This is a genomic window from Binatus soli (SeqCode) (genome assembly GCF_050015535.1).
Lineage (GTDB): Bacteria > Desulfobacterota > Binatia > Binatales > Binataceae > Binatus > Binatus soli.
Map to the genome: position 1 here is coordinate 41,768 of NZ_JBEKBF010000015.1, position 26,040 is coordinate 67,807.

Below are 26,040 nucleotides of genomic sequence, written 5' to 3' on the forward strand. Positions count from 1 at the left end.
AAGGAAATAGACTAAGGTCGCCAGCCAAAGCCAGCTGCAGAACCACATCCACGCGATTCCGAGCAACTGTACTCGGTATACAATCCGGTCGAAAAGAGTTCCCCCCACGGCGTTCATCTCAGCGCGACGACCTCTCCGGATGATAGCAGCAAGGAAGCTGTCGTAACTCGCCAGACGTTCTCGTGTTTCTCCAGTTTCAGGTTCGCGATTCCACGATCCTTCGCTCCGCTCACCGCAATCCTAAACATGGCAGATGTGCCTCGGCTACCTGTTGAAAAGTGGTACCATTTCATCGACGTTTCTTTGACAGTACCTAGCTTGGCTGACACTCCTGCATCGGCCCGGACAAAGTGGTCTGCCGCCGCATAGGCTGCGGTATTTAAGGTGCATGCCTTACTGACAACCGTGACTACAACAATCAGACATGCTAGGATACCATAGCCAACGAGCAGACCTTTTCCCTTTGACAGTGCCATACTAAATTACATGTATACTCCGAATTGTATGCCGATGCCTCCGCTGTCCCCAAAGCCCCATTCCCGCCTTAAATGGTAGGGGCGGTTCAGCGTCTGCCGGTTCCCAGGTCGTCCGAATACCCGGCCTTCAGGCGGGACCATTGGGCGGTGGGACGTCCATCGGTACGGGTAACCTGCGTGCCTTCAAACCGTTGTGGCCAGCCAGTCGGCGAGTCCTCCCACGTCTCCTGCCGCCCGTAGACGGTCAAGTCGAGCAACCGGTAGCTGTTGTCCATCGCCTCGACGCCGCGTCGCAACCTTAACCGATCGCGAGTCCGAACAGTCGCAGAAACCCGCCTGTTCGCCTAAGCTCTCTCTAATAAAGAGAGGCTAGGAAGGATTCGGGATTCTTCGCTTCGCTCTAGAATGACGCAAAAATCAGACTCTCCTCAGCGTCGTTCAGGCCTGCTTCTGCAGAATATGAACGACGCAGACGGCGCCGAGGCCCACCAAGTGAGCAAGGCCTGTCCTTGCGTTGGGCTGTTGGCGCACGCCGGCTTCGCCGCGCAACTGGCGCGTGATCTCGGCGATCTGCCCGGCGCCGGTCGGACCGATCGGATGGCCCATCGCGAGCAGTCCTCCTGAGGCGCTTACCGCGCAGCGGCCGCCTATATCGAACTCGCCTGCGGCGATCGCGCCCGCAGCCTTGCCCGGCGCACACAGCCCCATTGCCTCCACGTACAGTAGCTCTTCGATCGTGAACGCGTCATGGAGTTCAATCAGATTCAGGTCGCCGGGTCCTATGGCGGCTTCGCGATAGGCCTGCTCGACAGTTTCGCGAGTCAACTCTGCGTCAAAATTTTTCGCGCCGGGGTAGATCTGCTCGGTTTTCGTGACCGACGCGATGACTCTGACTCGGCGCTTGCGATCGATCCCGAGTCGCGCGATCGCATCGTCGGAGGCGACTATCACCGCGGCTGCGCCCTCCCCGATGGGGCAGCATTGAAGGCGCGTCAGCGAGCCCGAAATAGCCGGGCCGGCCATCACTTCTTCCAAGGTTTTTGCCTTTTGGCGCTGCGCGTAGGGATTGTTTGCGCCGTTGCGATTGTTCTTGACCGCGACCATGCCGATCTGCGGCGCGCTCACACCGTAGCGAGTCATGTACTCCTGCGCGAGCAGGGCGAAATGGGTGAAAGGCATCATGCGAGAGCCGACCAGATCGCGCATTCCGGTCTTCCCCGCCGCCATCGCGATCGGTCCCGGCTTGTCCACTCCCAGCGCGAGTGAAACATCGGTCAAGCCGCTGGCGACATCGATGCACGCCTGGCGAAATGCGGTCGATCCCGAAGCGGACGCGTTCTCAACCTGGGCCATCGGAATTCCGGTCGCGCCGAGATGGCGCAGCATCGGTCGCGAAGCCGCCATTCCGATCAGCGCCGTGCCGGTGTAGGCCGACTCGACCGATCGCCATTCAAGGGCAGCATCCGCAAGCGCCTCCCGCACCGCGGTAAGGCCGAGCGTCACGTACGGGGTTTCACTGAGGCGCTGATATCGATGGAGGCCGATGCCGACTACATAGACCGGGCGCATATCGCGAAGGTTCTTTTTCATTTGGATCCCTCTGCCTTGGCGAAGCGCAGCTCGACCATCTCGTTACCGGCCTGATCGGTACTGGCCGTAACGAGCACGCTCTTCATGCGATCGCCGATGGCGAGGCCTTCGTCGGTGCGGTTGGCAAGCGTGGAAGAAATGGCCGGGCCGTCATCGAGGACGATCAGGCCGATCGTGAACGGCGCCTCGATGTCCCTGCCCATATGGAGATGAACGGTTGCGTACGAATGAAGCGTGCCGCGTCCGCCCAATTGTACTGCCTCGAGCTTTTCGGGCGGCGCACCGCAGGACTCGCATCCATAACGCTGCGGGGGAAAGAAGACATAGCCACAGGAGCGGCATCTCCCGCCGTTCAGGGAAGGATTGTCGGCGGAGTCCGGCGAGTAGAGTTCGGAATGAACGGCGGTTCGATTGGGCATGATGGCCTCCCGCGCGAGATGGTAGGACGAAGCTTTGTCCCTGGCTAGAGGCAAGGACAGGGAAGCCATCGGTTCGGATCGGAGGGCGCATCGCGCCACGAGGGATGGCGGGCGCCGCGCTCATGCTCGATGAGGTTCGGGTCCTGGAGACCCTTGAGCGGGGTCGCCGGCTGCGCTACTCAACTACAGCCGCGACTTCAAACCAGATGGCTAGATACGCTGTTAAATCTATTGCTATCTTGTTGAAAAGGCGCTGACGAAATACATTGCGGGTCTCAAAATGCAAATAATGGACGGGAATGAAGCGGCGGCTTCGATTGCCTACCGCCTGAGCGAAGTAATCGCGATCTATCCGATCACGCCGTCGTCACCGATGGGCGAATGGGCCGATCAATGGGCCGATGAACTCCGCACTAACATCTTCGGCACGGTGCCGAAGGTGATGGAGATGCAGAGCGAAGGGGGGGCCGCGGGAACGCTGCACGGGGCGCTTCAGGCGGGTGCGCTGGGAACCACATTCACAGCGTCGCAAGGCCTTCTGCTGATGATCCCGAACATGTACAAAATCGCCGGCGAGCTTACCGCGTGCGTGATTCATGTCGCGGCACGGACCGTCGCGACGCACGCGCTTTCGATCTTCGGCGACCACAGCGACGTGATGGCGGCGCGCGCGACGGGATTCGCCATGTTGTCGTCCGACTCGGTTCAGGAAGCCAATGACTTCGCGTTGATTGCGCATGCCGCGTCGCTGGAATCGCGCATCCCGTTTCTGCATTTTTTCGACGGTTTCCGGACTTCGCATGAGATCAACAAGATTCATCCGCTGTCAGACGACGATCTGCGCGCGCTCATCGACGCGAAATTCGTTCGGCAGCATCGCGATCGCGCACTCAGCCCCGATCGTCCGATGCTGCGCGGCTCGGCGCAGAATCCGGATGTCTTCTTCCAGGCGCGCGAGGCGAACAATCCTTTCTATCTCGCCTGCCCGACGATTGTTCAGGACATCATGGATCGCTTCGCGCGGCGGACCGGCCGCGGCTATCGGCTCTTTGACTATGCCGGGGATCCTCAAGCGGAGCGGGTGATCGTTTTAATGGGCTCGGGCGCCGGCGCGGCCGACGAGACGATCGAGCGTTTGCTCGCAGGCGGAGAGAAGGTCGGCCTGCTCAAGGTGCGCTTGTTCCGTCCCTTCGACAGCGCCGCTTTCGCCGCGGCTATCCCGAAAACCACGCGCGGGATAGCGGTGCTCGATCGCACCAAGGAGCCCGGCAGCACCGGCGAGCCGCTCTACCTCGACGTCGTGACGGCGCTGAGCGAGGCGCGGGCGGCGGGCGCCATCGACGGCAGATGGCCGCGAATCATCGGCGGGCGATACGGTTTGTCGTCGAAGGAATTCACTCCCGCGATGGTGAAAGCGGTCTTCGACGAGCTGAAGCGGGAGACCGCCAAAAATCACTTCACGGTGGGAATCCACGACGATGTGACGCATTCGAGCCTCGCATTCGACCCGGAGTTTTCGACCGAAAGCCCGCAGACGGTGCGGGCGCTGTTCTATGGATTGGGATCGGACGGCACCGTGGGCGCCAACAAGAACTCGATCGCCATCATCGGCGAGAAGACGCCCGGCTATGCGCAGGGTTACTTCGTTTACGATTCCAAGAAGGCGGGCTCGATCACGGTGTCGCATCTGCGCTTCGGGCCGGACCCGATCCGTTCGACATACCTGATCAGCAAGGCGAGCTTCATCGGATGTCATCAGTTCGCGTTTCTCGAACGGATGGACATGCTGGCGGCCGCGGATCAGGGAGCGACGTTCCTTCTCAACTCGTCATACGGTCCCGACGAGGTGTGGAACCATCTGCCGCGCAAGGTGCAGCAGCAGATTCTAGACAAGGAGCTTCGCTTCTTCGTCATCGATGCGTACAAGGTGGCGCACGATGCGGGCATGGGCGGCCGCATCAACACGATCATGCAGACGTGTTTTTTTGCAGTGAGCGGGGTGTTGCCGCGGGACGAAGCGATCGCGGCGATCAAATCCGCGATTGAGGATACCTACGGGAAGCGCGGCGAAGCGATCGTGCGAAATAACTTCGCCGCGGTCGACACGACGCTGGCGAATCTGCACGAAGTCACCGTCCCCTCATCGGTGAGCAGCACCATAGATATTCTCGCGCCGGTGCCCTCGATTGCGCCGGCGTTCGTTCGCGACGTGCTCGGCACTCTCATCGCGGGCCGCGGCGATTCGCTGCCTACCAGCGCTCTGCCTCCCGACGGTACCTTTCCGACCGGCACGGCCAAATGGGAGAAGCACAACATCGCCCAGGAGATCCCGGTCTGGGATGAGGAGCTATGCATCCAGTGCGGGAAGTGCGTGCTGGTCTGTCCGCATGCGGTGATTCGCGCGAAAGTTTACGAGCCGAGTCTGCTTGGCGATGCGCCCGCGTCGTTCAAGTCGTCGCCGCCGCGATGGCGTGGACTGGAGGCGATGCGATACACGCTGCAGGTAGCGCCCGAGGATTGCACCGGATGCCGACTGTGCGTCGAAGTTTGCCCGGCGAAGAGCAAGAGCGAGGTCCGGCACAAGGCGATCGACATGGCGCCGCAAGCTCCAATCCGGGACGTGGAGGCGAAGAACTGGGACTTCTTCCTGTCGATCCCGGAGTTCAATCGAGACAGCCTCACGCACGCGCAAGTTAAAGATACGCAGCTGCTCGAACCGCTATTCGAATTTTCCGGAGCGTGCGCAGGATGCGGCGAGACGCCCTACATCAAGCTGCTCACCCAACTCTTCGGCGATCGATTGCTGATTGCGAACGCAACCGGATGCTCCTCCATATACGGCGGCAATCTGCCGACCACCCCTTACACCTCGAATGCCGAAGGCCGCGGGCCGGCGTGGTCAAACTCGCTGTTCGAAGACAACGCCGAATTCGGGCTCGGGATGAGGCTCGCGCTCGACAAGCGAGCTGACTACGCGCACGAACTGCTCCGGCGGCTTGCGAGTCAAATGGGCGAAGGGCTGGTCTCGGAGATCCTCGAGGCGGACCAATCCACCGAGGCAGGCATCGCATCGCAACGCCAGCGTATCGCCGAGGTCAAGCGCCTGATTGCCGGCCTCGAAACCAACGACGCGCGCGACCTGATGGCGATCGCCGATGCGCTCGTGCGCAAGAGCGTTTGGCTCGTGGGCGGCGACGGATGGGCGTATGACATCGGGTTTGGCGGACTGGATCACGTCCTCGGTTCCGGAATGAACGTGAACGCGCTGGTGCTGGATACTGAAGTGTACTCGAACACGGGCGGACAAATGTCCAAATCCACGCCGCGCGGCGCGGTTGCGAAGTTTGCCGCCGGCGGCAAGCAGACCGCCAAGAAGGACCTCGCGATGGAGGCGATCAGCTACGGCTCGGTGTATGTCGCGCGCGTGGCGATGGGCGGCAACGACTCGCACACGGTCCGCGCCTTGCTCGAAGCGGAAGCGCACGACGGGCCCTCGCTGATCCTCGCCTACAGCCACTGCATCGCGCACGGCTATGACATGGCATTCGGCATCAACCAGCAGAAGAACGCGGTGCTCTCAGGTTATTGGCCGCTGATGCGATACAACCCGGCGCTGCAAAAGGAAGGCAAGAATCCCTTCCAGCTCGACTCGAAGGCGCCGAGCATCCCGCTCAAGCAGTACGCCTACCAGGAGGCGCGCTACACGATGCTCGCGCGCAGCAATCCCGAAGCTGCGCGCGAATTGCTGCGGATGGCGCAGGACGATGTGGAGCGCCAGTGGCGTGTGTACGCGAACCGCGCGGCGATGGCCGGAACGGGAATCCGGTCCTCGCAAGCTGCCACCGAATCGGAGACCGCCTCGGGCAAGTCGGCAAAAGAAGGCAAGTAATGATCGACCTAGCGACCAAATACCTTGGCCTCGTCCTGAAGAACCCCATCGTCGCTTCGGCCGGGCCGCTTTGCGATTCGATAGACCGTATTCGGCGTCTCGAAGATCACGGGATTGCCGCCGTGGTGCTGCCTTCGCTCTTCGAAGAGCAACTCACGCTGGAAAGTGAGACGCTTGACGCGGATCTCTCTCGCGGCTCTGAAAGTTTCGCCGAATCGCTGGGCTACTTTCCCGACCTGACGACGTACAACTTAGGCCCCGACGGCTATCTGGAGCTGATTCGCACGGCCAAGGCGAGCGTTTCGATTCCCGTCATCGGCAGCCTCAATGGGGTCTCAGCCGGCGGTTGGATCCGCTATGCGCGCGAGATTGAGCAAGCGGGCGCCGACGCCATCGAGTTGAACCTCTATTCGATTGTGACCGACCCGGAACTCACCGCCGGCCACATCGAGCGGGCATACACCGAGCTGGTTCAGGCGGTAAAACAAAGCGTACGGATTCCGCTTGCGGTGAAGGTGTCGCAATTCTTCAGTGCTCCCGCCAACATGGCAAAACAACTCGATGCTGCCGGCGCCAATGCGCTGGTGCTGTTCAATCGCTTCTATCAGCCGGATTTGGATCTCGAACAGCTCGAAGTCGTGCCGAGCCTGACGCTGAGCAGCCCCGAGGAATTGCTGCTGAGGCTGCATTGGGTCGCGATCATCTTCGGCCGCGTCGGCGCCGACCTGGCGATCACCGGCGGCGTCCATAGCGCGCAAGATGTGTTGAAGGCGGTGATGGCGGGCGCGCGCGTTACGATGATGACCTCGGCACTGCTGCACAACGGCATCAAGCATCTCGGCGTCGTCCTGTGCGATCTCCTGAGCTGGATGGAAGAACACGAGTACGAATCCATTCGCCAGATGTGCGGCAGCATGAGTCAGCGCAATGTACCCAACCCGGCGGCCTTCCAGCGCCCCAACTACGTGCGCGTGCTGAGTTCCTACTCGCTGCCGAAAAATCTTTAACCCGGCGGCCGGCTGCAAGCGGGCAGCAAGCGATCCAACCCTTCACGAATTCCCGGGCCGTCGGGCAGAAGGGAGCGGCGGCTTAAGGCTCCAGCTCCACACGGGTCGATTCGAGAAATCGGCTCAGCATGTTGAAATAGCTGCAGCACAGGATGAGTTCGGTAGCCTGGCGCACGCCGTAGCGGTCCATGATTGAGGCGAGCGCCTCGTCGCTCAGCCGCACGTCGCGGCTGATCTCGTCCGCGACGCGGCACAGCAGGTTTCCCTCGGCATCGAGCCGCGTGACGGCGCCGTCCGCCTTGATCGCGGCGATCTCGTCGTCGGTCACGCCAACGCTCTTCGCGACCGCTACGTGGTGCGTCCATTCGTAGCTCGATCGCGTAACGTGTGCGACGCGGAGCACCGCGATCTCGCGCTTGCGCTTGTCGAACTCACTGCGGAGCAGAATCGACATCGCGAAGTTGACGAGCGGCTCGAAGCTCGCTGGCGCGTTCGCCATCATTCGGAACACGTTCAGCGGCGGGAGCTTGCCCAGCGTCGCAGCGATTTCCGGCGTGAGCCGTGCTTCGTCGGGCAGCGGAATCTTCATGGTCATGGGCAGTGTACCTCGCCTTGATTCTTTTACCCCGGCCCGTTTCATTTGTCAGGCGCCGAGCGGATTGACGCGCCGGTAACACGATCGAGCGTCGCTTCTGCCACTGAGTATCCGTACAGCGCGTCGACGTATGCTGCGTCGTCCTCGATATAGAAACGCTCCGCGTCGGTGAGCTCGATTATATTGCCGAGACCCGCGTTGTAACGCTTGTCCGCCAGTTCGAGCTGCCCCGAAGACGCAGCCAGCGTTGCTTCTGCCTGATGGATTCGCTCCACCGAGGTCTGCAGCTCGAGGTAAGCACTCTTTACGTCGAGCCACACGCGCTGCTCAAGATCTTCGATCGAGTAGCGAATGGCGTTCTGGAGGGCCTTTGCTTCCTGGACCTGATGCTCCGTCGCGAAGCCGTTGAAGATAGGCCACGTCACTACTATTCCCGCGTTGAAGTTGTTCGCCGCCGGAAGACCCGCGCCCATCGCGCTGTAGCCGGCCGTCGCTCCCACCGAAGGAAAATAATCGCTGCGGGCCTGCTTGACTTGCGCACCGGCCGCTTGCGCTTCGGCTTCGAGCGCGCGCAGGTCCGGCCGCATTGCGATTGCGGAAGCGAAGAATGACTCGAGACTCCCTGAAACCTGCTTATAAGTGAGCACGTCCGCCAGCTCGTAGTCCGGTGCGTTGCGATCTATCGCCATCGCATTGTTGAGCGCCACCCGGGCTATGGCCTGCTGATCGGAGGCCTCCAGCAGGTCGGTTTGCGCGCGTGTCAGCGCAGCCTGCGCTGTAAGCACGTCGATCTGGGGAGTGAGGTTGGCGCTGGCCTTCACCTGCGCGGCATGCAGCTGCTCGGAGCGCTGCTCGATCTCCTTCTGATAGACCTTTACCTTTTGCGCGGCCGCCAGCAGCGCGAAATAGCGTTGCGCTGCTTCGAAGGCAAGATCGAGTTCCGTCGACTGCGCCTGAGACAATGCCGCATGCGCTTCTTCATCGCGCTGCTCGATCAGGCCGCGAACCCGTCCGAAGTCGAATAGGTACTGCTGCACGGCCACTCCGGTCAGAAAGTTATCGGTGGTCGAAAAGCTTTGCCCGGCATTCGCCGGTGCGCCGTGCAGTGTTCCGGTGATGCGCGGGATGAACCCCGGATTGAGATACGTGGTGTTTCCGATCGGATTGTCTGTAGAACGCAGGTATTCGCCGACGCTGTACACCTGCGGCAGAAGCGCTGCGCGAGCCTCCCCCACGCGCTCGCCCGCGGCGACGGCCTCGGATTTCATCTCCAGTCCGCGCGGATGGTTGCGGATCGTCAGTTCGATTGCGCGCTCGAGAGTGAGCTTCTCACCCGGCTGCAAGGTCTCGAGCGCCCAGGCGAATTGCGGAGTGGCTATAGTCAGTAGGCAACCTGCGAACACAACTGCAGTTCTGATAATCGATTTCCGCATAGTATGTCTCCGATACTCACTGGGTTTTTGCAGCCATGTTCGATCGTTCATCAGGCTGGGCCTTCTGCTCTACGATATTGACTACTTCGTCCGGAACTATTGAAGGATCCAGAGTCGCCACCACCGTTTCTCCGCCGCCAAGACCGTGGACTATCTCGACGCTGTTGCCGGTATTGATCCCGACCGTTACGTCCTGTCTCCGCAGCTTCCCGTCCTGCGCGATCATTACGTATTTCCCGCCGGGCGAATCGCCGATGGCCGCCTCGGGCAGCTTGAGCGCGTCGCGATGCCGCTCGAGTTCGAGCGTCACATTCGCGTACATCCCGGGATAAAGCTCATGGCGGGGATTTTTCAGGTCGATTTCGGTCAGCATGGTGCGCGTTCCCAGGTCAAGGGAGTTCGAGTAGCGCGCGACAGATCCCTCGAACGAGCGTCCGGGCAAATCTCGCAGCGTCAGCTTCGCGGGCGTTCCGCGCCTGATCGATCCGACTCCGTCCTCCGGCACGTAAACATACGTGCGCATCGTGTCGATCAACGCGAGACTAAGAACCGGCGACGTGCCGCCATTGGGATGCGCCGAGCCCTGATCCGGAGCGGAGGTCGTCTGCTCTCCGCCGGCCTTGATGAGCGCTCCCGGATCGACGAAACGGCCCGTGATGACTCCGTCGAACGGCGCGACGATTTTGGTGTACGAGACCATCGCTTCGAGCTCGTCCATTTGCGCCTTCGCCTCGAAATATTTGCCATGCGCGATATCGACGTCCTGGCGCGCGACCAGCCGCGGGTCGCTCTTCCAGACTTGCTCGAGGCGCTGATAGGTGAGGTGCTGAACTTCCAGATCGGCCCTGGCGCGTGCGAGTCGCTGCTGAAGCTCGGGAACTTCGATTTCGGCAAGCACCTGCCCGTTCTTTACCCAATCGCCCTTGTCAACTGAGATACTTTTCAAATAGCCAGTAACCTTCGCATAGAGAGTCGATTGGTATAGCCCGACCAAATCTCCGGGCAACGTGATCGAACGGATCATGTCGCCGCGCTGCGGCCGAATCACCACAACCGTGCGCCGCGAATCGTTCGGTGCCTCGTTATGCGCACGCGAGCATCCAGTCGCCGCCGTTAGTATGCAGACGGCCGCGATTGTGCGGCCAAGAAACTTATTCATTTAGATACCTGCTGACGACGGCCGTAGAATGTTTCGTAGAGTGCAGGGACCAGGAACAGCGTCAGCAGCGTGGAGACTGCCAGTCCGCCGGCGGCTGCGCGCGCGAGCGGAGCGGAGGCTTCCGATCCGGCGCCCAGCTTGAGCGCCATCGGCATCAGGCCCACCACCGTCGCCAGCGTTGTCATCAGAATCGGGCGCATCCGGATTTTCGCCGACTCCACGATTGCCAGGCGGAGTTCCTCCCCGCCACGGAAGCGCCGGTTGGCAAAATCCACCAGCAGGATCGCGTTGGACACCACGATCCCGACCATCGCGATGATTCCCATGAACGACTCGATATTGAGCGTGGTGCCGGTGAAATAAAGCGTCCACACGACACCGATCAGACCCATCGGAACCGCGAACATTATGATGAAAGGGTCGAGGAACGAGCGGAACTGCGCCACCATCACGAGGTAAAGCAGCACCACCGCCATCGCGAGGCCGTAACCGAAGCTGGAAAACGATCGCTGCATCGATTCAACCGAGCCGCGATATGCGATTTCAGTTCCCGCCGGCAATTTGAGGTCGGCCAGCGCCTTCCGCACCGCCTTCAGCGCGCCGCCCATGTCATCGGTGCTCGGCGCAACCAGCACATCGACGACGCGTTGAATGTCGTAATGGTCCGCCTCGGCGGGATGCTGCTCGCGGGTTATGGTAGCGACGTTGCGCAGCAGCAGTGCGTCGGCTCGCGAATGGTCGCCGCCGCTGCTTCGCACCGGGATGTTGCGCAGCGTGTCGAGTGAATTGATCTGATCTTCATAGTATTGCACGGTCAGGAAGTAATCATTGCCCGTCTTCGGATCGATCCAGATTGACGGTGCGATCATTTGATTCGAGGTGAGCGCGGTGATCACGTTGGTGACGACGTCGCGCTGGGTGAGACCCAGCCGCGCGGCTTTCACCCGGTCAACGTTGATCTTGAGCGTCGGATAGTTCGATTCCTCGGGAATGAACGTCCCGGCGACTTCCGGCAGGCCTTTCACGCGCGCATCGACTTTGCGCGCCAGGTCGAACAGCTCGGAGTAGCGTTGGCCGCTCATCTGTATATCGATCGGCGCCGCCAGCCCGAAATTAAGCACCGAGTCGATGATGCTTCCAGATGAAAAGAAGGTGCGAATTTCCGGAAGACGCGCGGGTAGAATCGCTTTGAGCTTCGCGACGTAGTCCCAGGTCGAGACGCGGTGCTCGTGCTTGAGCGCCACCATCACGAAGCCCGAATCGCTGGCCGCGTTTGGCGAATAGATCGCCGAGAATTCCGGCTCCAAACCTATATTCGAGACCACCGTCGCGAGTTCAGCCGGCGGTATCACCTCTCGAATCGTGTTTTCCAGACGTTCAGCCAGTTGCTCGGTGAGCTCTATGCGCGTTCCGAGCGGCGCGCGGAACTGGATGACAAACTGACCGGCGTCCGTTCTGGGGAACAGTTCGGCGCCGAGCAGAGGAAATGCGGCCATGCTCACCGCAAAGAGAATCGTGGCAGCAACGATCACCGCGCTTTTGTGATTGAGCACCCGATCAAGCAGACGCTCGTAACGTTCCGCGAAGCGGTCGTAGCTGCGGATGAACGCGGCCAGAAAGCCACGGCCGGTGCCTTCTTCCGCCTCGCGCGCCGCGTCCGCCGTCAGAAAATACGCGCAGTAAACCGGGATCACCGTCATCGAGACCACGTACGACGCCAGCATCGAGAGGACCACCGCCAGCGACAGCGCGCTGAACAGCGACTTCGCTACGCCGAACAGAAACATCACCGGCGAGAAGACGATGACGGTTGTGATCGTCGAGGCAAGGACCGCCAGCGCGACTTCGTTGGCGCCGTCGCGCGCGGCGTCGGGCGGAGCCTTGCCCTGGGCCAGATGGCGGTTGATGTTTTCGAGCACGACCGTCGAGTCGTCAACCAAACGGCCGATTGCGAGCGCGAAGCCGCCGAGCGTCATCACGTTGATGGTGGCGCCGCTCATGCGCAGGCCGAACGCGCCGGCAAGAATCGACAGCGGGATCGACAAAAAAATCGCGACTGTCGAGCGGAAGCTGCCCAGGAAAATCAGGATCATCAGCGATGCGAGGACGGCGCCCGAGGCAGCCTCATGCTCGAGGCTGTCGACCGCCGCGCGCACGTACGCGTCCTGCCCGAAGATCGCGTTGACGCTCATCCCGTTGGGCAGACCGGCGATTCTTTTGATCACCTGGCCGACGCCGTCAACGACCGCGATCGTGTTGGCGTTGCCCTGTTTCATCACGGCGATGTACACCGAGCGCTGGCCGTTGATGCGCACGATGTTCTGCTGAATCTGCGCCGCGTCCTCGACGTGCCCGACGTCGCCCATGAACACCGGAGCTTCACCGGCCCCGACCTTGACCGGCACCTGATCAATATCGGTCGGGTCCTCAATCATGCTGTTGCTATAAACGAAGTAGTCAGTCGAGCCGATCTTCGCGTCACCCGCCGGAATGATGAGGTTGGCGTCGTTGAGCGAATTAACGACGTCCATCAAGGTCAGCCCGCGCGCCTGAAGGGCGTCGCGATTGACGTACGCCATGATCTGCCGCTCCTTGCCCCCGAACGGCGGAGGCACCGACGCACCGGGCACGGTCGCGATCCAGTTGCGGATGTTGTACTGCGCCTGGTCGTGGAGCTGCGCCTCGTTGAATCCCTTGCCCGCCACGGTCACGAGCGTGACCGGCAACGACGATGCGCCGGATTTCAGGACGAGCGGCGGCAGCGTACCGGGAGGCAGATGGCGCAAATTGGCCATCGCGAGGTTGCCCAGCGAGGCGGTCGCGGCGCTCAAATCAACGCCCGGCTGGAAGAAGACCTTGATGATGCTGACTCCCGGAAGCGATCGCGATTCCATGTGTTCGATGTCGCTGCCGAGCGTGAAGAAACGCTCGAAGCGGGTCGTGATGTCCGCCTCCATATCCAGCGGCGGCATCCCCGGATAGAACGTGGCCACGACCGCGACCGGGATGTCGAGAGTGGGAAAGACATCGACGGGCATGCTGAGGAATGCCGCGACACCCAGGATTATCGTGAGCAGCGCGCCCACGATTACGGCATGCGGATTGCGCAATGAAAAACCAGGCACTGTAAATGACCTCGCGCGATTAGGGCTGGAGCGAACTCCAGCAATGTTTCCGGATCAATCCCGCCGGGTGTACGCAAACTTAAGCGGCGACGGGAACGCGATCGCCTGATCCAGAGGCTAGAGCAGCGGGTCGGGTGCGCCCGAGCGCGAAGGCCCGAGCTTGAAGTGTTGGAGGAGACGGAAGGTCGGGACTTCCGAGGCTATTGCCAGGGGGAAGAAGCCCTTCGCGACATTCTCGATAATCACCGGCATCGGAATCGCCGGCTGCGCATCGATATGCGCAATCTTCTCCACGCCACCGGTCTCAGGGCCTGCGACGAATGTATGGCGTACGATATTCTGACGTATCTCGGTGGCGCCAACGTGTTGGCCAAAGTGATGAGCCCTGGCAGTGGGAAAGGAAAGAAGCATTGCCACGCTTAGGATGCACGCCGCCGCACGGAGAGTCGTGGCGATTGCTCGTCCGCTCGATTTCAGAAAATTTCGCAGCACTTCGAGGTTAAGGATAGCTGCCATCCCTCGAAGTCACAAGAATGGCTGCGGCGACGGCGCTGTGCAAAGCGGGGGCCGGCGCGAGCATTTCGCATGCTCGCGCCGGCCCTTCCGATTGGTAGCTAATATCTGAACTCCATGTGCAGGAAGAATGCGTGGGTGTCGCGCGGCACCGCGTACGGCACCGCGGGCTGCGTCGCCTGGCCCTTTGCCACGAGTTCGGGGTACGTGAACTGGTGCTGGTAGTACATGATGGCCTGTGAGTCCAACGACACGCGCAGGTACTTGTTGATAAGCCACTGCACGCCCAGGTCATAGCGCTGGAAGTCGAGCGGGTCCTTCTGTACGCGCGTGTTGGGCAGAAACTGTTGGAACAGGCCGAAGGCCGTAAACGGCGTGTGCGGGATATCGTAGTGACCCAGGAAATCCCAACCCATCTGGACCGCCTGAGTGTTCAGAATATCGCCGACCATACCGTACCAGCTGCCACAACTGCCTTTAACCTTGCACGGTCCGGTGCTCGGCGCCGTTCCATAAGGGCTCGTGACACCGATTGCGTCGGAAGGCCCGCTGCCAGAGAACAGGTTGCTGCTGCTGAACGCATTGTGACCGTAATCCCACTCGCCGATGAGGCCCCAGGTATCGGCTGTGTAGTGCGCCAGCGCCGCGGCGCGCGCGATATGCGCGCACGCGCTGTTGTTTGGTGTAATGGAATTATCGTCTGGCGTGCACGAGTTTTTGTAGCCGAAATCGTAGAAGCCGGTGAGACCAAAGCTGTCGTACCGTGACTTGGCGCCGAACGGATTGATCGTCACGCGACCCATCACCTGCTTGGTTGCGCTCTGCTCGAGGGCATGGAAGCTGGCATCGTCGTACACGCCGACGTCGTAGTCGGCGTATTGAATCTCGTTAACTTTGATCGGCCCCTTCATCGAAGCGCCGACCTGTGCCGAGCTTATGCTCGTATAGTTCCACGGCGTCAGGGCGGTATAGCGGAAGCCCCAGAGATGCTCTTCCCAATCGACGAGCGGATTCGGCTGCTGGCCGAAGGTGAATTGGTCATCGCGCATCGCAGGGACTTTCAACACTTTTTCGAAGAAGGTGTTGTAGTCGAGATACGCGTACTTCAAACGAAGTCCGAGGTTTCCATCATTGGTCTGGGCCCATCCGCTGTTTTGGCCGACCGTGTCGCCGCTGCTCGCGGTGCACTTAACTGGCGAGGTCGCCGTGCATTTGGCGCCAGTGTTAACCATCGCGTACATATCGGGCGTAATACGCATCGAAACGTCGTCAACCGGCGTGAACTTGAGGTCTATATAGGTACGGTTGATGGCAAATTCGTTGAAGGTACTGTTCCCTGGGCCAGGCCACTGCTGGTTGGCGTCCATGAACTGTGGACCGAACCCGGTGTGCGACCAAAAGCCGTAATATCCATACACCAGCGTGCCGATCGAGATCTTCTTGAACCACCGGTCGCCGAACTCGCGCGCGAACGGCTGAATCTCGGAGACCTGCTTGGCCATCTCGGCGTTCCACTGCTGCTGCTGCGCCTGTTTGGCGGCTTGGTCAGCCTGCATAGCGGCGCGTTCCTGATCCAGTTGCGCCTGCGTCTGCTGGGTGACTCGCCGCTCGACCTTGCGCTCGATCTCTTCGGTCGATCCGGCGGGGATGTACTCGCCGAGCTTGACGCAGTGCTTGCATCGCTTGGTGTACACCTGCCCTGTGCCTGGATCGGTGTACAGCGTGATCGTCTGTCCATCCGCGCTCCGCGCCGGCATCGGTGTGATCGCGACGGCGCCGAGCGTCAACGCCGCGCCAAACATCGATAGCGCAACCATTCGTATCGTTTGTCTCATCATCGTCCTCCCTGGACTCTCCTATTCCACGATGCGAAAACTCCCGCCGGCCCGAACCGGTTACGGCGAGAACCTTAGGACGCCAAAGGCCCCCATTCAGTACAGGAAACCGGCGTCCATCCTCCGCGGCAGGCGCAAACTAAAGAGGTGACGTTACGACATGATGAGTCGATTGTTACGGACGCGCGAAATTTAACGCCGCAAGGCGTCAAAGATTAGCGGAAATTCACAGCTCGGGAGCGGAGCGAGCGCGGATAATCTGTCCCATCTGCGCGGTGTCGTACGCGCATAACTGGCTGATTTCGTTCGCAAAGCGCCGCGAATTCAGAGCGTCGAGCATCGCCTTAATCGGCGTCGATTCGGCCTCTCGCTGCATGATCACGAGGTCGTAGCGCTCGTCTCGATGCGGAAGAAAATGCAGTCCGTAGGCATTTGCCCCCAGTCTGATAGTGACTCCGGCGTCCGCCAGTCCCGCCGCGATTGCAGCTGCGACTTCGAGATGGCCGCCGACTTCGAATTGGTATCCTGCGATGCGCTCTGGCTGGAGGCCGAGCTCGCCAAGCGCCTGGTCGAGAGCTGAGCGCGCTCCCGAGCCATCTTCGCGGTTCACGATTCTGAGACCGGGTCTCTCCAGGTCGGCGAACCCGCGGATCGCCAGCGGGTTGCCGGGCGCCGTCGCAAGCCCCAATTCCCACCGGGCAAAGTTCACGACTATCGAACGGCGATGGCCCAAAGCGCGGCTGATCGGCGCCAGGTTGTACTCGCCGCTCTTTTGATCCCGGAGATGCACGCCGGCCACGTGCGCGCGGCCATTGACTACTGCCCGCAAAGCTTCGCGACTCGAGCAGGAAAGGGCCACCGCGTGGACCGGCGACCGCCGGCGCGCGAGCCAGTCCACCAGAATCGCGACCGCCGGATCGCATCCGGCCATCAGGAGTGTCGAGTCAATTTCATCCGGCAGTTGAAACGTGGCGACGTCGGCGCGATGTCGCCTCGCACGCTGCAACACGCCAGCCGCGGGCACGAGCGTGAGATGCGTGGCAGGTTGCGCCACGGCCACGACTCTTCCGCCCACGCGCGCGAGCGCGACACGGGATTGCGAGCGGGCAGGGGGGCGTCGCTGGTCGTCGAACCAGGTGGCGTCGACGAGCGTTGAGGTCTCATCGTCGATTTCGCCGAACAGCGATTCCACGCTTGCGCCGAGCTCGCGCGCAAGGCGAATCGCGATTGCGACACCCGGATGATAGGCGCCCGCCTCGATCGCGCCCAACGCCTGCCGCGAGATTCCCGCGCGCCTCGCCAGTTCGGTCTGCGTGAGATCCCGCGCCATTCGCGCGCGCGCCAGAGCCTTGCCAATCGATGCCATGATACTTGTCAATTCGCTCTTAATATGGCATAAAACCGGACTATGAAAAACCTTGCAACCTGGTTCACCCTGCCGCGTGCGGTCTGTGCAATAATCGTTGTGGCCGTCGCGCTCACCGCGGCGACGCCGTGCCGAGCACAAAGTAGCTCGTCGTTTGGGTCTGCGATAGCGGACTACTTCATAAACTGGTTTCCACGTGTCACTGAAATCCAGAACGAGCAGCCCCACTGGGTAACCCCGCTGGTGACCGTTACCCCGCGGCTCGAAGAGGAGGTGCGCTACGACCAGTTATTCGAGTCGTCGAAAAACGGCGTCGCGACTAACAACTTCGGCAACGGCAAGGGACTGGAGCTCATCCCGTTTCAAGCTACTGAAATCATAGTCGGGATCCCGCCGTACCTGAACCGCAACACGCCGAAGAACACCGACGGCTTCGGCGACTGGCCGTTTCTGGTCAAGGTGCGGCTGCTCTCCTCCAACGAGGAGCACGACAACTACATCGTCACCGCCTTCATGGGGTTCAGCGTGCCGACCGGCTCGAACGTCAACGGCAACGGGCACGGGCTCTTCACGCCGACGCTGGCGGCCGGCAAAGGCTTCGGCGACTTCGATGTCCAATCGACGCTCGGCGTCACCTTCGCCGCCGGCGGTCACGCCACTCTGGACCGGCTGGGGATGCCGGTGGCCTGGAATACCACCTTCCAGTATCGCCTCTTCAAATATTTCTGGCCGGAGTTTGAAACCAACTACACCTGGCAGTCGTACGGCGGCGACACCGGGCACAGCACGCTCTACCTCACGCCTGGGATTTTGATCGGACGGATTCCGATTCACGACCGCGTCGGCCTGACGTTCGGCGCGAGCTACCAGGTCGCGGCGACGTATCATGAGAAATACAACCACAACCTCATTCTGACCGCGCGGATTCCGTTCTGAAATGCGGCGTCCGGATTGGCGAGCGATTTGCAGTGATTGAGCGCCGGCGATAGAGTCCGGCTCCGGCCGACAAACGCATCGAGGCCCCATGCTCACATTGGCAGGGGCCAAAAGTCACGTGAGGAGAAAATTTCTATGGCACTCAGCGCTCGCAACCATCTAAAGGGCGAAATTACCGAGGTAGTTCTTGGGACCGTTACCGCGCTCATCACTGTCAAGGTTGGCGACAATATCATCGAGTCCGTTATTACCAGGAAGAGCGCGGAAGAACTTCACCTGAAGAAGGGCGACAAGGTGGCCGCCGTCATCAAGGCCACGGAGGTCATGATTCAGAAAGGCTAGCGCGGCATTCGTGCGTCGAAAGCATTTGAGAGTCCGTTGAGCGGCTATGCGAGCATGCGATGCGTCGGCGCCAGCAACACTTCGGTCGCGATCCCATGCGGACACGCTCCTGCGCACGGCTTCGCATCGCAACTGAGACACGCTGCGGCGTTCTCAGAGAGCATCGCGTATTCGCTCCGCGCAAGGCGGATATCGCCGTAGTCTCGGGCGTACATCCGCGTGCGCATCACGTCGGCGATCGGCACGCCGTAGGGACATGCATTCGCGCACTCGTTGCACGCGGGACGGCACTGCGAATCACCGTTGAGACTCGCGTAGCGATTCAACAGCCGCAGGTCATCCGCGGCAGTTGCGCGCGCTCCCGACGCGCCCAGGTATTCGTCGATGAGCGGCAGGCTCGTCATCGAGACGATCAGCGCGTCCACGTTGGGATTCGACAATACCCATCGAAACGCCGCCTGCGAGAAGGTGGCGCCGCCGGATTCATACGGGCGCATATCGTTCAGGCGCGCGCCCATCAGGGTCTTCATCACAACCACGCCGACGCCGTGGCGGTTGGCCTTTTCCATCAGGCGCGGCAACTCGGGCTGAATCGCGACGAAATCGAAGTTCCGCGTGAAGCGCTGGTAGAAGCGCGGGTCCTGGCCGAAATTGTGCGCGCACAGGATTACGTCGCAGAGGCCGCTGTCGATCGCGTAGTCGAGGCATTCGGCGAGATTCCCCGCGTGGCCCGACATCCCGGTGAACCGAATCTTGCCCTGGCTGCGCGCCTGGGAGACGAATTCGTGCCACTCGGGATTTTTCAGCCGCGCCGGATCGTTGACCGCATGGTTGAAGTACACGTCGATGTGATCGGTCTGCAGGCGGCGCAGACTTGTTTCGAGCGCGGTCATCATCGAACCGCGGCTGTCGTCCGCGCGCGCCATCGTCTTCGAGGTCAGGAATACCTTGTCGCGCTTGCCCTTGAGCGCGTTGCCTATCGTAGTTTCCGATTCGCCGTCGGTGTACGTATCGGCCGAGTCAAAGTAGTTGATCCCGCAATCAAATGCGTGACGGACCAGGTCTTCCTTTCCGGCGGTCAGGCGGCTGGCGCCGAATGAGATGTCAGAAATCTTGAGACCGGTGCGGCCAAGCGTCGAGTAACGGCGAACGTGCGCAGCCGCCTCGACCGATGCGCTGGCGACGCCGGCCAGCGGCAGGATTGATACGCCCACGCCGGCAAGCACGCCCCGTTTCAGGAATTCGCGTCGTCCAATGATCGATCCGTCGCGCGATCGTTTCATCTGAGCACCTCGCGGAGCCGCGGGGCCGGTCCGTCGCGGCCAGCGCCGATTCTACCGCCAAACTATCGCCTGACGCGAGACGCATTCGCTCATTTGAGGTCGGCTTTGCGGCGGTAAAGAAGAATTGCTGCGCCAGACGACACGCCGATCGCGACGAATGGGTAGGGAACAAGGTAGGCCCACGAGTGCTCCTGCATCACCGCGGTGCCGTCGTACTTCAGTATGAACAGGGGCATGTTGATGATCACGTACGCCGCGTAAAAAATCCCGATCGGCAGCGCAAACTTGCGCATCGCCATGATTCCGTACACGTACACGGCGAGAGTGATCCTGAAAATCCGAGCGACAATCATGTTGGGCAGGCCCGAAAGGCGCGTGCCCAGGAAGACGAAGCCGACGCCGGGATGATCCGAGAATGGCTTGCCGAAATTGGAAATCGCCATCAGGGCGAGCAGCATCGCGAAGATCGTCAGAGTGGCGCCGCGCGACTTTATCGCCACCGTGGATACCTCCATAGGTGATTCATGTGAGATCGGCGCGGCGGCGACGCAGAACGATCGCCGATGCGAGCGGAACGCCAATCCCCACGATGGCGGCGGCAAGGTTGGCAGCGAGCGGCTGCGCGCTTTGGTTCTTGACAGCGAACAGAGTCATGTTGAGCAGCACCCAGAGCAAAAAAATGTACGCGATCGGTAATGCAAACTTCCGCATCGCCCAGATGCCATATACATAGACCAGGAGGAGGAACCCAAAGAGCGGACCCATGATCGCGTTGCCGGTGCCGGTCAGCTTGGTGCCTAGGAAAACGAAGCCCTCATTGGCCTCGAGATGAAATGGTTTGAGGAAGTTGGATATCGCAAGAACTGCGAACAGCAGCGCGAAGATCGTCAGAGCCGCGCCGCGTGGTTTCTTTTCCATCCTGGTACCCCTGGTTTTCGAGCTGGCTGCGCTACATCCTAGTCGGCGGGCGCGTGAAACGCATCAGGTCTTGCATATACATATTGAGACTTGATTGGATGCGCGGGGATCGATAGCCCCTCACGGCATCGGATTCGATCGAGCAATGTGGCGATTCATCGCGGTTGTGGCGCTCGCAGCGTGCGTATCATGGCTCTGGAAGCCAATTTGCGCCTTCGCTGAGACTAATCTGGTAAAGAACGGCGACCTTACCGCCGGCTTCGACGGCGCGCCGGCTGATTGGTACGCGCTGTCTTCCGACAGGAAGCTGAGCAAGTTTTCATGGACCTATACGCCGGCCGAGGGCGGCGCGCTTGGAATCTCCAATCTGAATCCGAACTATGCGAGCTGGCATCAGGCGCTGATACTACGGCCCGGGATTTACGAAATCAGCGCCGAAGTGAGCGTGGAGGGTGCGCAGCCGCATGCAGGCGGCGCGAATATAGCCGTCAGCACCTACGACGGAATCAAACTCATCTCGACACATCTGCACGGCACGACGGGCTGGCAGAAACTCTCATTCTTTCTGAAGGAAGATCGATGGGGCGATTCGACTGAATTGCTCTGCCAGCTCGGTGTGGCGGATTTCCCGGACACGGGCCGCGCGTCATTTCGCAATATCAAAGTGATCGCCGTTGCGAGTCCGCCGGTGAGCCGCGCGCGCGAATTCGATCTCGCCGCAATTCGCCAACATTACAAGGACCAGGCTCTTCAGCCCGATGTGAGAGGCTCGATCCGTGCGATGGGCGTCGTATCCGGCCTGATCCTGCTGGGGATGCTGGGATGGGCGCTCGCCGTAATCTGGCGGCCGGGGCTTGCGGCCGGGCGATCGGCGTGGATGCTCCCTGCCGGCCTCATGCTCGCGATCACCGCGGTCAAGTTTGCCGCGCTATTTCATTTCACCGGCTTCTACTGGGACATCTGGGCGAAGACCAATCGCGCCTTGCTGGCCACCGTTCTGGGCCCCTCACGAATTTACGATCCCGGTCTGCCGGTTGACGCCTATCCGCCCGGGTCGCTGTACCTGCTGTGGCTCTCAGGGTGGATCGGCAGGTTGATCGAGCCGACCGCAAACGGTTTCCGCGTGATCGTCGAGACGCCGCCGTTGATTGCCGATCTTTTCATCGGTCTCACGCTGTACTTTGCGGCGTGGCGCGACGGACGCGGCTTGCGCGCCATCGTGGTAATGATGCTGTTCGCGCTTAACCCGGCGCTTATCTTCGATACGGTGGTATGGGGCCAGAGCGATTCGATCGTCGCGCTGCCGATGATCGCCGCCGCGATCCTGATCCTGACCGGCCGCTATCGGCTGGGATGGAGTGCGGCCGCGATCGCGATCCTGGCCAAGCCGCAAGCGATCGCATTCACGCCGCCGCTGGGACTGTGGACGCTGTGCAACGCGGGAGTCGGCGAATGCGGATGGTCTGCGGGCGCATTCTTCGGCACGGCTGCGATTGGAATCATCCCGTATCAACTCGGACATTCGTGGGATTGGATAATCAACGTATATAAGGATCTCGGCACGCGATTCAGCGACGCTTCGGTGGGCGCGTTCAATTTCATGGGGCTGATCGGCGGGATGAACACGCCCGACACGGACAAAATCTTCGGCGGTGTTTCGTACAGCGCGTTCGGCCTTTCGCTGACGTGCGCCGTTTACCTGATCGCGTCGTATCTGATCTGGCGCGCGCGGTCCGCCGGCGGCGCGATGCTCGCGATTTTCGTCGCGCTATTCGGATTCTTCATGTTCGCGCCCCGGATGCATGAGCGATATCTGTACTACCCGATCGTATTTCTGATTCCGATCGCGCTGGAGAGCGGCTTTCTCACTTCGATCTTCGCCGTCGTAAGCGCGACGTTCCTGTTCAACCTCGTCTACATCAAGCATCTCAGCGACACCTCGTCATATTTTCCCGACCATCCGAACGCCGCGCTGATCGCGGCTGCTTCGATCAACCTGGCGGTCTTCTTCGCGGTGACGGCTTATGGATTGATCCGCACTCCTGCGCCGGCAGGCAGGGGTGAGCAGGGCTGAGCCCTGCACCCGACGTTAAGGCCGCGCCCGCCGTTGGCGGGCGCGGCCCCTTCCAACGGCTTAATACTGCGCTGCCGTCGCCACGGCGTCCCTGTTAGAAGGGTGATGGGGGAAGGGTTCGCCCTTATCTCGCCCGAGTTAGGATGTTGCGTTCCGAGCGACTTCTTGCCCGGTTCTCCTAATCGCGGCGTGGCGCGCGGTTCGCGCCACGCCGAATTTTACCATTAGGGCCGCCCCGTCTCCGCCGGCGGCACTGAAGCGCCGGCCAAAGTCACTGAGACGGTTTGCTTGCAAGTCTTTCCGTTGGAGATGAACTTTCCGGTGATCGTCAATTGCGCTTGCATGGCCTCGGAGCCCTCACCTTTAGGCTCAAAGGTAATCTTATAGGCGCAGGAACGGCTGCCACTTAGTTTAGGATTCGTCGTGCAAGTGCCGGCCTTCTTGCCTTTGTGGACTTTAAAGTCGTCCGCCTGTTTCATTCCACCCGAATTACTGATGGCCGTCGTCAACTTGAGCGTGTCGCTGAGGTTGTTGGTGACGGTAAGAGATTTAGTGGCCGATTGTTTATCGGGGACAGTCCCGAACGCGAGGGTGCCTGCGGGACTGGTGCTTAAGTATATGTTCACTGGGCACTTTTCAGCCGGGGTCGGCGTGGCGGTTGGCGTCTTGGTCGGCGTCGCCGTCTTGGTTGGCTTCGCCGTCGCGGTCTTGGTGGGCGTCGCGGTCCTAGTGGGCTTCGCGGTCTTGGTCGCCGTGGCAGTAGTGGACGGCGTGGGTGACGCGGACGGCGTTGGCGTCGGCGTTGTAGTCACCGTCGGCGTGGCGGTGGCAGTAGGCGTCGGCGTGGGTGTTGCCGTTTCGGTGGGCGATGAGGTCTCGGTTGCGGTAGCAGTCGGACCGGTCCCTGCCGCACAGAAGCCTATGTTCCACGAGGGTCCCGTCGTGTTTCCCGCGGGCGCGGCGCAGCTTTTGCCGCCCGCGGCGTCGTCGTACGCGTAGGCATAGACCGAGGGGCAGGCGTTGTGGAACAACTGATAGTAACCCTCAACACTAAATGAATTGGATGGGCTGCCCGCGGGGCCGGTTTCCCAATCATAGTTATGGGCTAGACAACCACAGGTGCCTTCGCTAACTCCGGTGCAGCATGAATATGGAGTGGCACTGCCGGTACAAGATGAATTGCTAATATTCCAAGACGGACAGCCGCACGTCACGTCAGCCTCCTCAGACGTGCTGGTTAGGTACGATGGGAATTGATTCGCATTGAGGGGTGAATACCCATAGAAACCTGGTAGCACGCATCCGTAGAGGTTGGTCCAAGTTGCGTTTGTAGCACCAGTATTCATGCAGGTGGCGGGGGAGCCGCTGCAGGCGAAGCCGGGCGGGCAGTCACAATTGCCGGTTCCGCTTCCGGTGCAACACGCAAGCGGCGTGGATGCGGCCGTACAGACGCTATTGGAGGTACTGGATGTGCTGCAAACGCACTGGCCGCTCGTGCAGGTCAGAGTTTGCGTCGCCGGGTTTAATTGGTTATAGGGGCATTCGGTAGTCGTCTCGCAAAGGAATGGCACGTTTCCGCCGCAATTAAGCACTGTTGGACCCGTAACGGCACAGGCCTTGTTCGGTGTATAGCAGCCCACCACCTTGCCGTCGAAGACATCCTGCAATTCGGCAGGACAGGATGTATAAAGGCTGTTGAAATTACTGCAATCCGCGCCGGGTGCCGCACATCCGGCCACGGAAGTGCCCGCAACCGGCGCCATCGACATCCCGATGTTGAAACCGGAAACCATGCTTATATCGTAGGAATCCGCGGAGGTATCCGTACCGGTGGCGTACGGCGGCAGCAATGTCATCTCAGCCAGCGTCGAGGGTGGAGGCGGGCCGACGGTGCACTCCACATCGCCCTGGCAGCCCCCGGTCTGGCAGGACAGGCTGGTGCCACCCGAGTAGGTACATCCCGAGCGTCCCCAGAAATTGCCGCCCCATGTGGCCGCGAAGTAGCACTTACAATTGCTTGGAGCCGTGCAGGTGCCTGTCCCCGTCCCGGTGCAACACGACGGAAAAGGGCCGACGCAAGTGCCGGCCCCACTCCCGGTGCAACAGGCATATGGCGAGCCGTTGCCAGTGCATGCTGAGTTATCTGGAGTGTTGGTGCAAAATGAATTTTCCGTGCAGGTGCCCATACCAGTCCCGGTGCAACACGAATAAGGCGTGGCGCTGCCGGTGCACACTGAATTCGGATCGTTGCCTTCGCCAGCAAGGCAAAGGTCGCCTTGTACTTGACTCGGAAACATGCCTGAGGTCGGTCCGCTGCTTTCGCAAGCGTTGCTGATGCAATTCGAGTTTTGGGCGCAGGCGGCCCCAAATGCGTCCGTTCCTCCGGTTGGCCCCGTTCCTCCCGTCGGCGCCTCGGGAACGCAAATTTGGGCTTGTCCGCCATTCGCCGGAAGGTCCCAACCGGAGGGCGGCGCCGGGGTGGCTAGCGGGGTGGGTTGGTAATAATCAAAGAAACACTTGTAAATCGTGTTTCCGCTTTTACCCAGGAATCCGCCATCCACACACGCCTGATTTGGGCCACAGTCGGGAGCATTCTGGGTGCCGCGATCTGAGCAGGTGATTTGGCACAATGTGCTGTTGTCGCAGGTCGTACCCGGAGCGCATCCGTAGTTGTCATTGTACACATTTGTGGGGTCGGGGCAGGTTGGAGGTCCTCCTTGGGCGGCGGAAGGATCCTCGGCGAACCACACGTCATAACTGCAGTTGTTCGTCAAATTCAGCGCGCGGTAACCCGCAGGGCAGGTAGCGGCCGCGGCCGGCTGCGCGAACGCCGTCGTGGAAAGCGCCGCGAAGAGAAACAGGAGCGACAACCCGAGCGCCGCGATCGCGATCGGCCGTCGCCGACAGCTCTCGCGACACGAACGGAGGTCGGTCAGTGATTGTTCGGTCGATACGTAGTCGGATGTACTACGCTGCTGCCGGCAGTCCGTCCCTGGCATGCCCTGTCCTCCCAAGTGACGCAGATGGCTGCTTTTATCGAGTATTCGACCGCGAAACAACCAGTGTCCTCACGGTTGACG

General features: G+C 60.9%; 20 protein-coding genes and 2 pseudogenes. 6 read left to right on the forward strand and 16 right to left on the reverse strand.

The features are described 5' to 3' along the window. Nucleotides 1–113: 113 nt before the first annotated feature. The 4 genes and pseudogenes from ABR989_RS12645 to ABR989_RS12660 form a co-directional block, all read right to left on the reverse strand. On the reverse strand, nucleotides 114–476 hold the full coding sequence (locus ABR989_RS12645; protein ID WP_428129067.1) for a cytochrome c oxidase assembly factor Coa1 family protein: 363 nt from the start codon (nucleotides 474–476) through the stop codon (nucleotides 114–116). 86 nt (nucleotides 477–562) lie between these two features. Further along, nucleotides 563–766 (reverse strand): annotated as a pseudogene (locus ABR989_RS12650) (DUF899 domain-containing protein); the annotation flags it as partial. Between the two features lie 148 nt (nucleotides 767–914). Then, a complete protein-coding gene (locus ABR989_RS12655; RefSeq protein WP_428129069.1) occupies nucleotides 915–2,066 on the reverse strand; it encodes a thiolase family protein in 1,152 nt (383 codons plus the stop codon). Further along, a complete protein-coding gene (locus tag ABR989_RS12660; RefSeq protein ID WP_428129072.1) occupies nucleotides 2,063–2,485 on the reverse strand; it encodes a Zn-ribbon domain-containing OB-fold protein in 423 nt (140 codons plus the stop codon). The genes ABR989_RS12655 and ABR989_RS12660 overlap by 4 nt, the downstream gene beginning before the upstream one ends. A 280-nt stretch (nucleotides 2,486–2,765) precedes the next feature. Between ABR989_RS12660 and nifJ the strand changes: the two genes are divergently transcribed. Then, nucleotides 2,766–6,374 (forward strand): pyruvate:ferredoxin (flavodoxin) oxidoreductase, encoded by a 3,609-nt coding sequence (gene nifJ, locus ABR989_RS12665; protein ID WP_428129074.1) that lies wholly within the window; start codon nucleotides 2,766–2,768, stop codon nucleotides 6,372–6,374. Then, on the forward strand, nucleotides 6,374–7,381 hold the full coding sequence (locus tag ABR989_RS12670; RefSeq protein WP_428129077.1) for a dihydroorotate dehydrogenase-like protein: 1,008 nt from the start codon (nucleotides 6,374–6,376) through the stop codon (nucleotides 7,379–7,381). The genes nifJ and ABR989_RS12670 overlap by 1 nt, the downstream gene beginning before the upstream one ends. A gap of 82 nt (nucleotides 7,382–7,463) precedes the next feature. Here ABR989_RS12670 and ABR989_RS12675 read toward each other — a convergent pair whose 3' ends face one another. The 7 genes from ABR989_RS12675 to ABR989_RS12705 form a co-directional block, all read right to left on the reverse strand. Continuing rightward, the gene (locus ABR989_RS12675) at nucleotides 7,464–7,976 is read right to left on the reverse strand and encodes a carboxymuconolactone decarboxylase family protein (protein ID WP_428129080.1); all 513 of its coding nucleotides are present in this window, start codon (nucleotides 7,974–7,976) and stop codon (nucleotides 7,464–7,466) included. A gap of 41 nt (nucleotides 7,977–8,017) precedes the next feature. Then, a complete protein-coding gene (locus ABR989_RS12680; protein ID WP_428129082.1) occupies nucleotides 8,018–9,409 on the reverse strand; it encodes a TolC family protein in 1,392 nt (463 codons plus the stop codon). Nucleotides 9,410–9,425: 16 nt separating this feature from the next. After that, nucleotides 9,426–10,568 (reverse strand): efflux RND transporter periplasmic adaptor subunit, encoded by a 1,143-nt coding sequence (locus ABR989_RS12685; protein WP_428129085.1) that lies wholly within the window; start codon nucleotides 10,566–10,568, stop codon nucleotides 9,426–9,428. Further along, nucleotides 10,565–13,693: an efflux RND transporter permease subunit gene (locus tag ABR989_RS12690; RefSeq protein WP_428129087.1), complete on the reverse strand. Its 3,129-nt coding sequence runs from the start codon at nucleotides 13,691–13,693 to the stop codon at nucleotides 10,565–10,567. The genes ABR989_RS12685 and ABR989_RS12690 overlap by 4 nt, the downstream gene beginning before the upstream one ends. 117 nt (nucleotides 13,694–13,810) lie before the next feature. Then, on the reverse strand, nucleotides 13,811–14,209 hold the full coding sequence (locus ABR989_RS12695; protein WP_428129089.1) for a hypothetical protein: 399 nt from the start codon (nucleotides 14,207–14,209) through the stop codon (nucleotides 13,811–13,813). A gap of 98 nt (nucleotides 14,210–14,307) precedes the next feature. Further along, the gene (locus tag ABR989_RS12700) at nucleotides 14,308–16,041 is read right to left on the reverse strand and encodes a hypothetical protein (RefSeq protein WP_428129091.1); all 1,734 of its coding nucleotides are present in this window, start codon (nucleotides 16,039–16,041) and stop codon (nucleotides 14,308–14,310) included. A gap of 226 nt (nucleotides 16,042–16,267) precedes the next feature. Next, nucleotides 16,268–17,407 (reverse strand): XRE family transcriptional regulator, encoded by a 1,140-nt coding sequence (locus ABR989_RS12705; protein ID WP_428129093.1) that lies wholly within the window; start codon nucleotides 17,405–17,407, stop codon nucleotides 16,268–16,270. A 42-nt stretch (nucleotides 17,408–17,449) separates the two neighbouring features. Here ABR989_RS12705 and ABR989_RS12710 point away from each other — a divergent pair, with 42 nt between their 5' ends. Further along, a complete protein-coding gene (locus ABR989_RS12710) occupies nucleotides 17,450–18,343 on the forward strand; it encodes a hypothetical protein (RefSeq protein WP_428129096.1) in 894 nt (297 codons plus the stop codon). A gap of 135 nt (nucleotides 18,344–18,478) precedes the next feature. Next, the gene (locus tag ABR989_RS12715; protein ID WP_428129098.1) at nucleotides 18,479–18,685 is read left to right on the forward strand and encodes a TOBE domain-containing protein; all 207 of its coding nucleotides are present in this window, start codon (nucleotides 18,479–18,481) and stop codon (nucleotides 18,683–18,685) included. Between the two features lie 44 nt (nucleotides 18,686–18,729). Here ABR989_RS12715 and ABR989_RS12720 read toward each other — a convergent pair whose 3' ends face one another. The 3 genes from ABR989_RS12720 to ABR989_RS12730 form a co-directional block, all read right to left on the reverse strand. Next, nucleotides 18,730–19,968: an aldo/keto reductase gene (locus ABR989_RS12720; protein WP_428129101.1), complete on the reverse strand. Its 1,239-nt coding sequence runs from the start codon at nucleotides 19,966–19,968 to the stop codon at nucleotides 18,730–18,732. An 89-nt stretch (nucleotides 19,969–20,057) separates the two neighbouring features. Next, the gene (locus tag ABR989_RS12725; RefSeq protein ID WP_428129103.1) at nucleotides 20,058–20,468 is read right to left on the reverse strand and encodes a hypothetical protein; all 411 of its coding nucleotides are present in this window, start codon (nucleotides 20,466–20,468) and stop codon (nucleotides 20,058–20,060) included. 22 nt (nucleotides 20,469–20,490) lie between these two features. Beyond that, nucleotides 20,491–20,886, reverse strand: coding sequence for a hypothetical protein (locus tag ABR989_RS12730; protein WP_428129104.1), 396 nt, complete (start codon nucleotides 20,884–20,886; stop codon nucleotides 20,491–20,493). A 145-nt stretch (nucleotides 20,887–21,031) separates the two neighbouring features. On the opposite strand from ABR989_RS12730, the gene ABR989_RS12735 reads away from it, so the two are divergent. Further along, nucleotides 21,032–22,960: a hypothetical protein gene (locus ABR989_RS12735; protein WP_428129107.1), complete on the forward strand. Its 1,929-nt coding sequence runs from the start codon at nucleotides 21,032–21,034 to the stop codon at nucleotides 22,958–22,960. A gap of 224 nt (nucleotides 22,961–23,184) precedes the next feature. On the opposite strand, the gene ABR989_RS12740 is transcribed toward ABR989_RS12735, so the two are convergent. After that, nucleotides 23,185–23,439: a hypothetical protein gene (locus ABR989_RS12740; RefSeq protein ID WP_428129258.1), complete on the reverse strand. Its 255-nt coding sequence runs from the start codon at nucleotides 23,437–23,439 to the stop codon at nucleotides 23,185–23,187. A gap of 16 nt (nucleotides 23,440–23,455) precedes the next feature. Here ABR989_RS12740 and ABR989_RS12745 point away from each other — a divergent pair, with 16 nt between their 5' ends. Next, nucleotides 23,456–23,959: a hypothetical protein gene (locus tag ABR989_RS12745; RefSeq protein WP_428129261.1), complete on the forward strand. Its 504-nt coding sequence runs from the start codon at nucleotides 23,456–23,458 to the stop codon at nucleotides 23,957–23,959. 581 nt (nucleotides 23,960–24,540) lie between these two features. On the opposite strand, the pseudogene ABR989_RS12750 reads toward ABR989_RS12745, so the two are convergent. After that, nucleotides 24,541–25,959, reverse strand: a pseudogene (locus ABR989_RS12750) (thaumatin family protein); the annotation flags it as partial. Nucleotides 25,960–26,040: the final 81 nt, after the last annotated feature.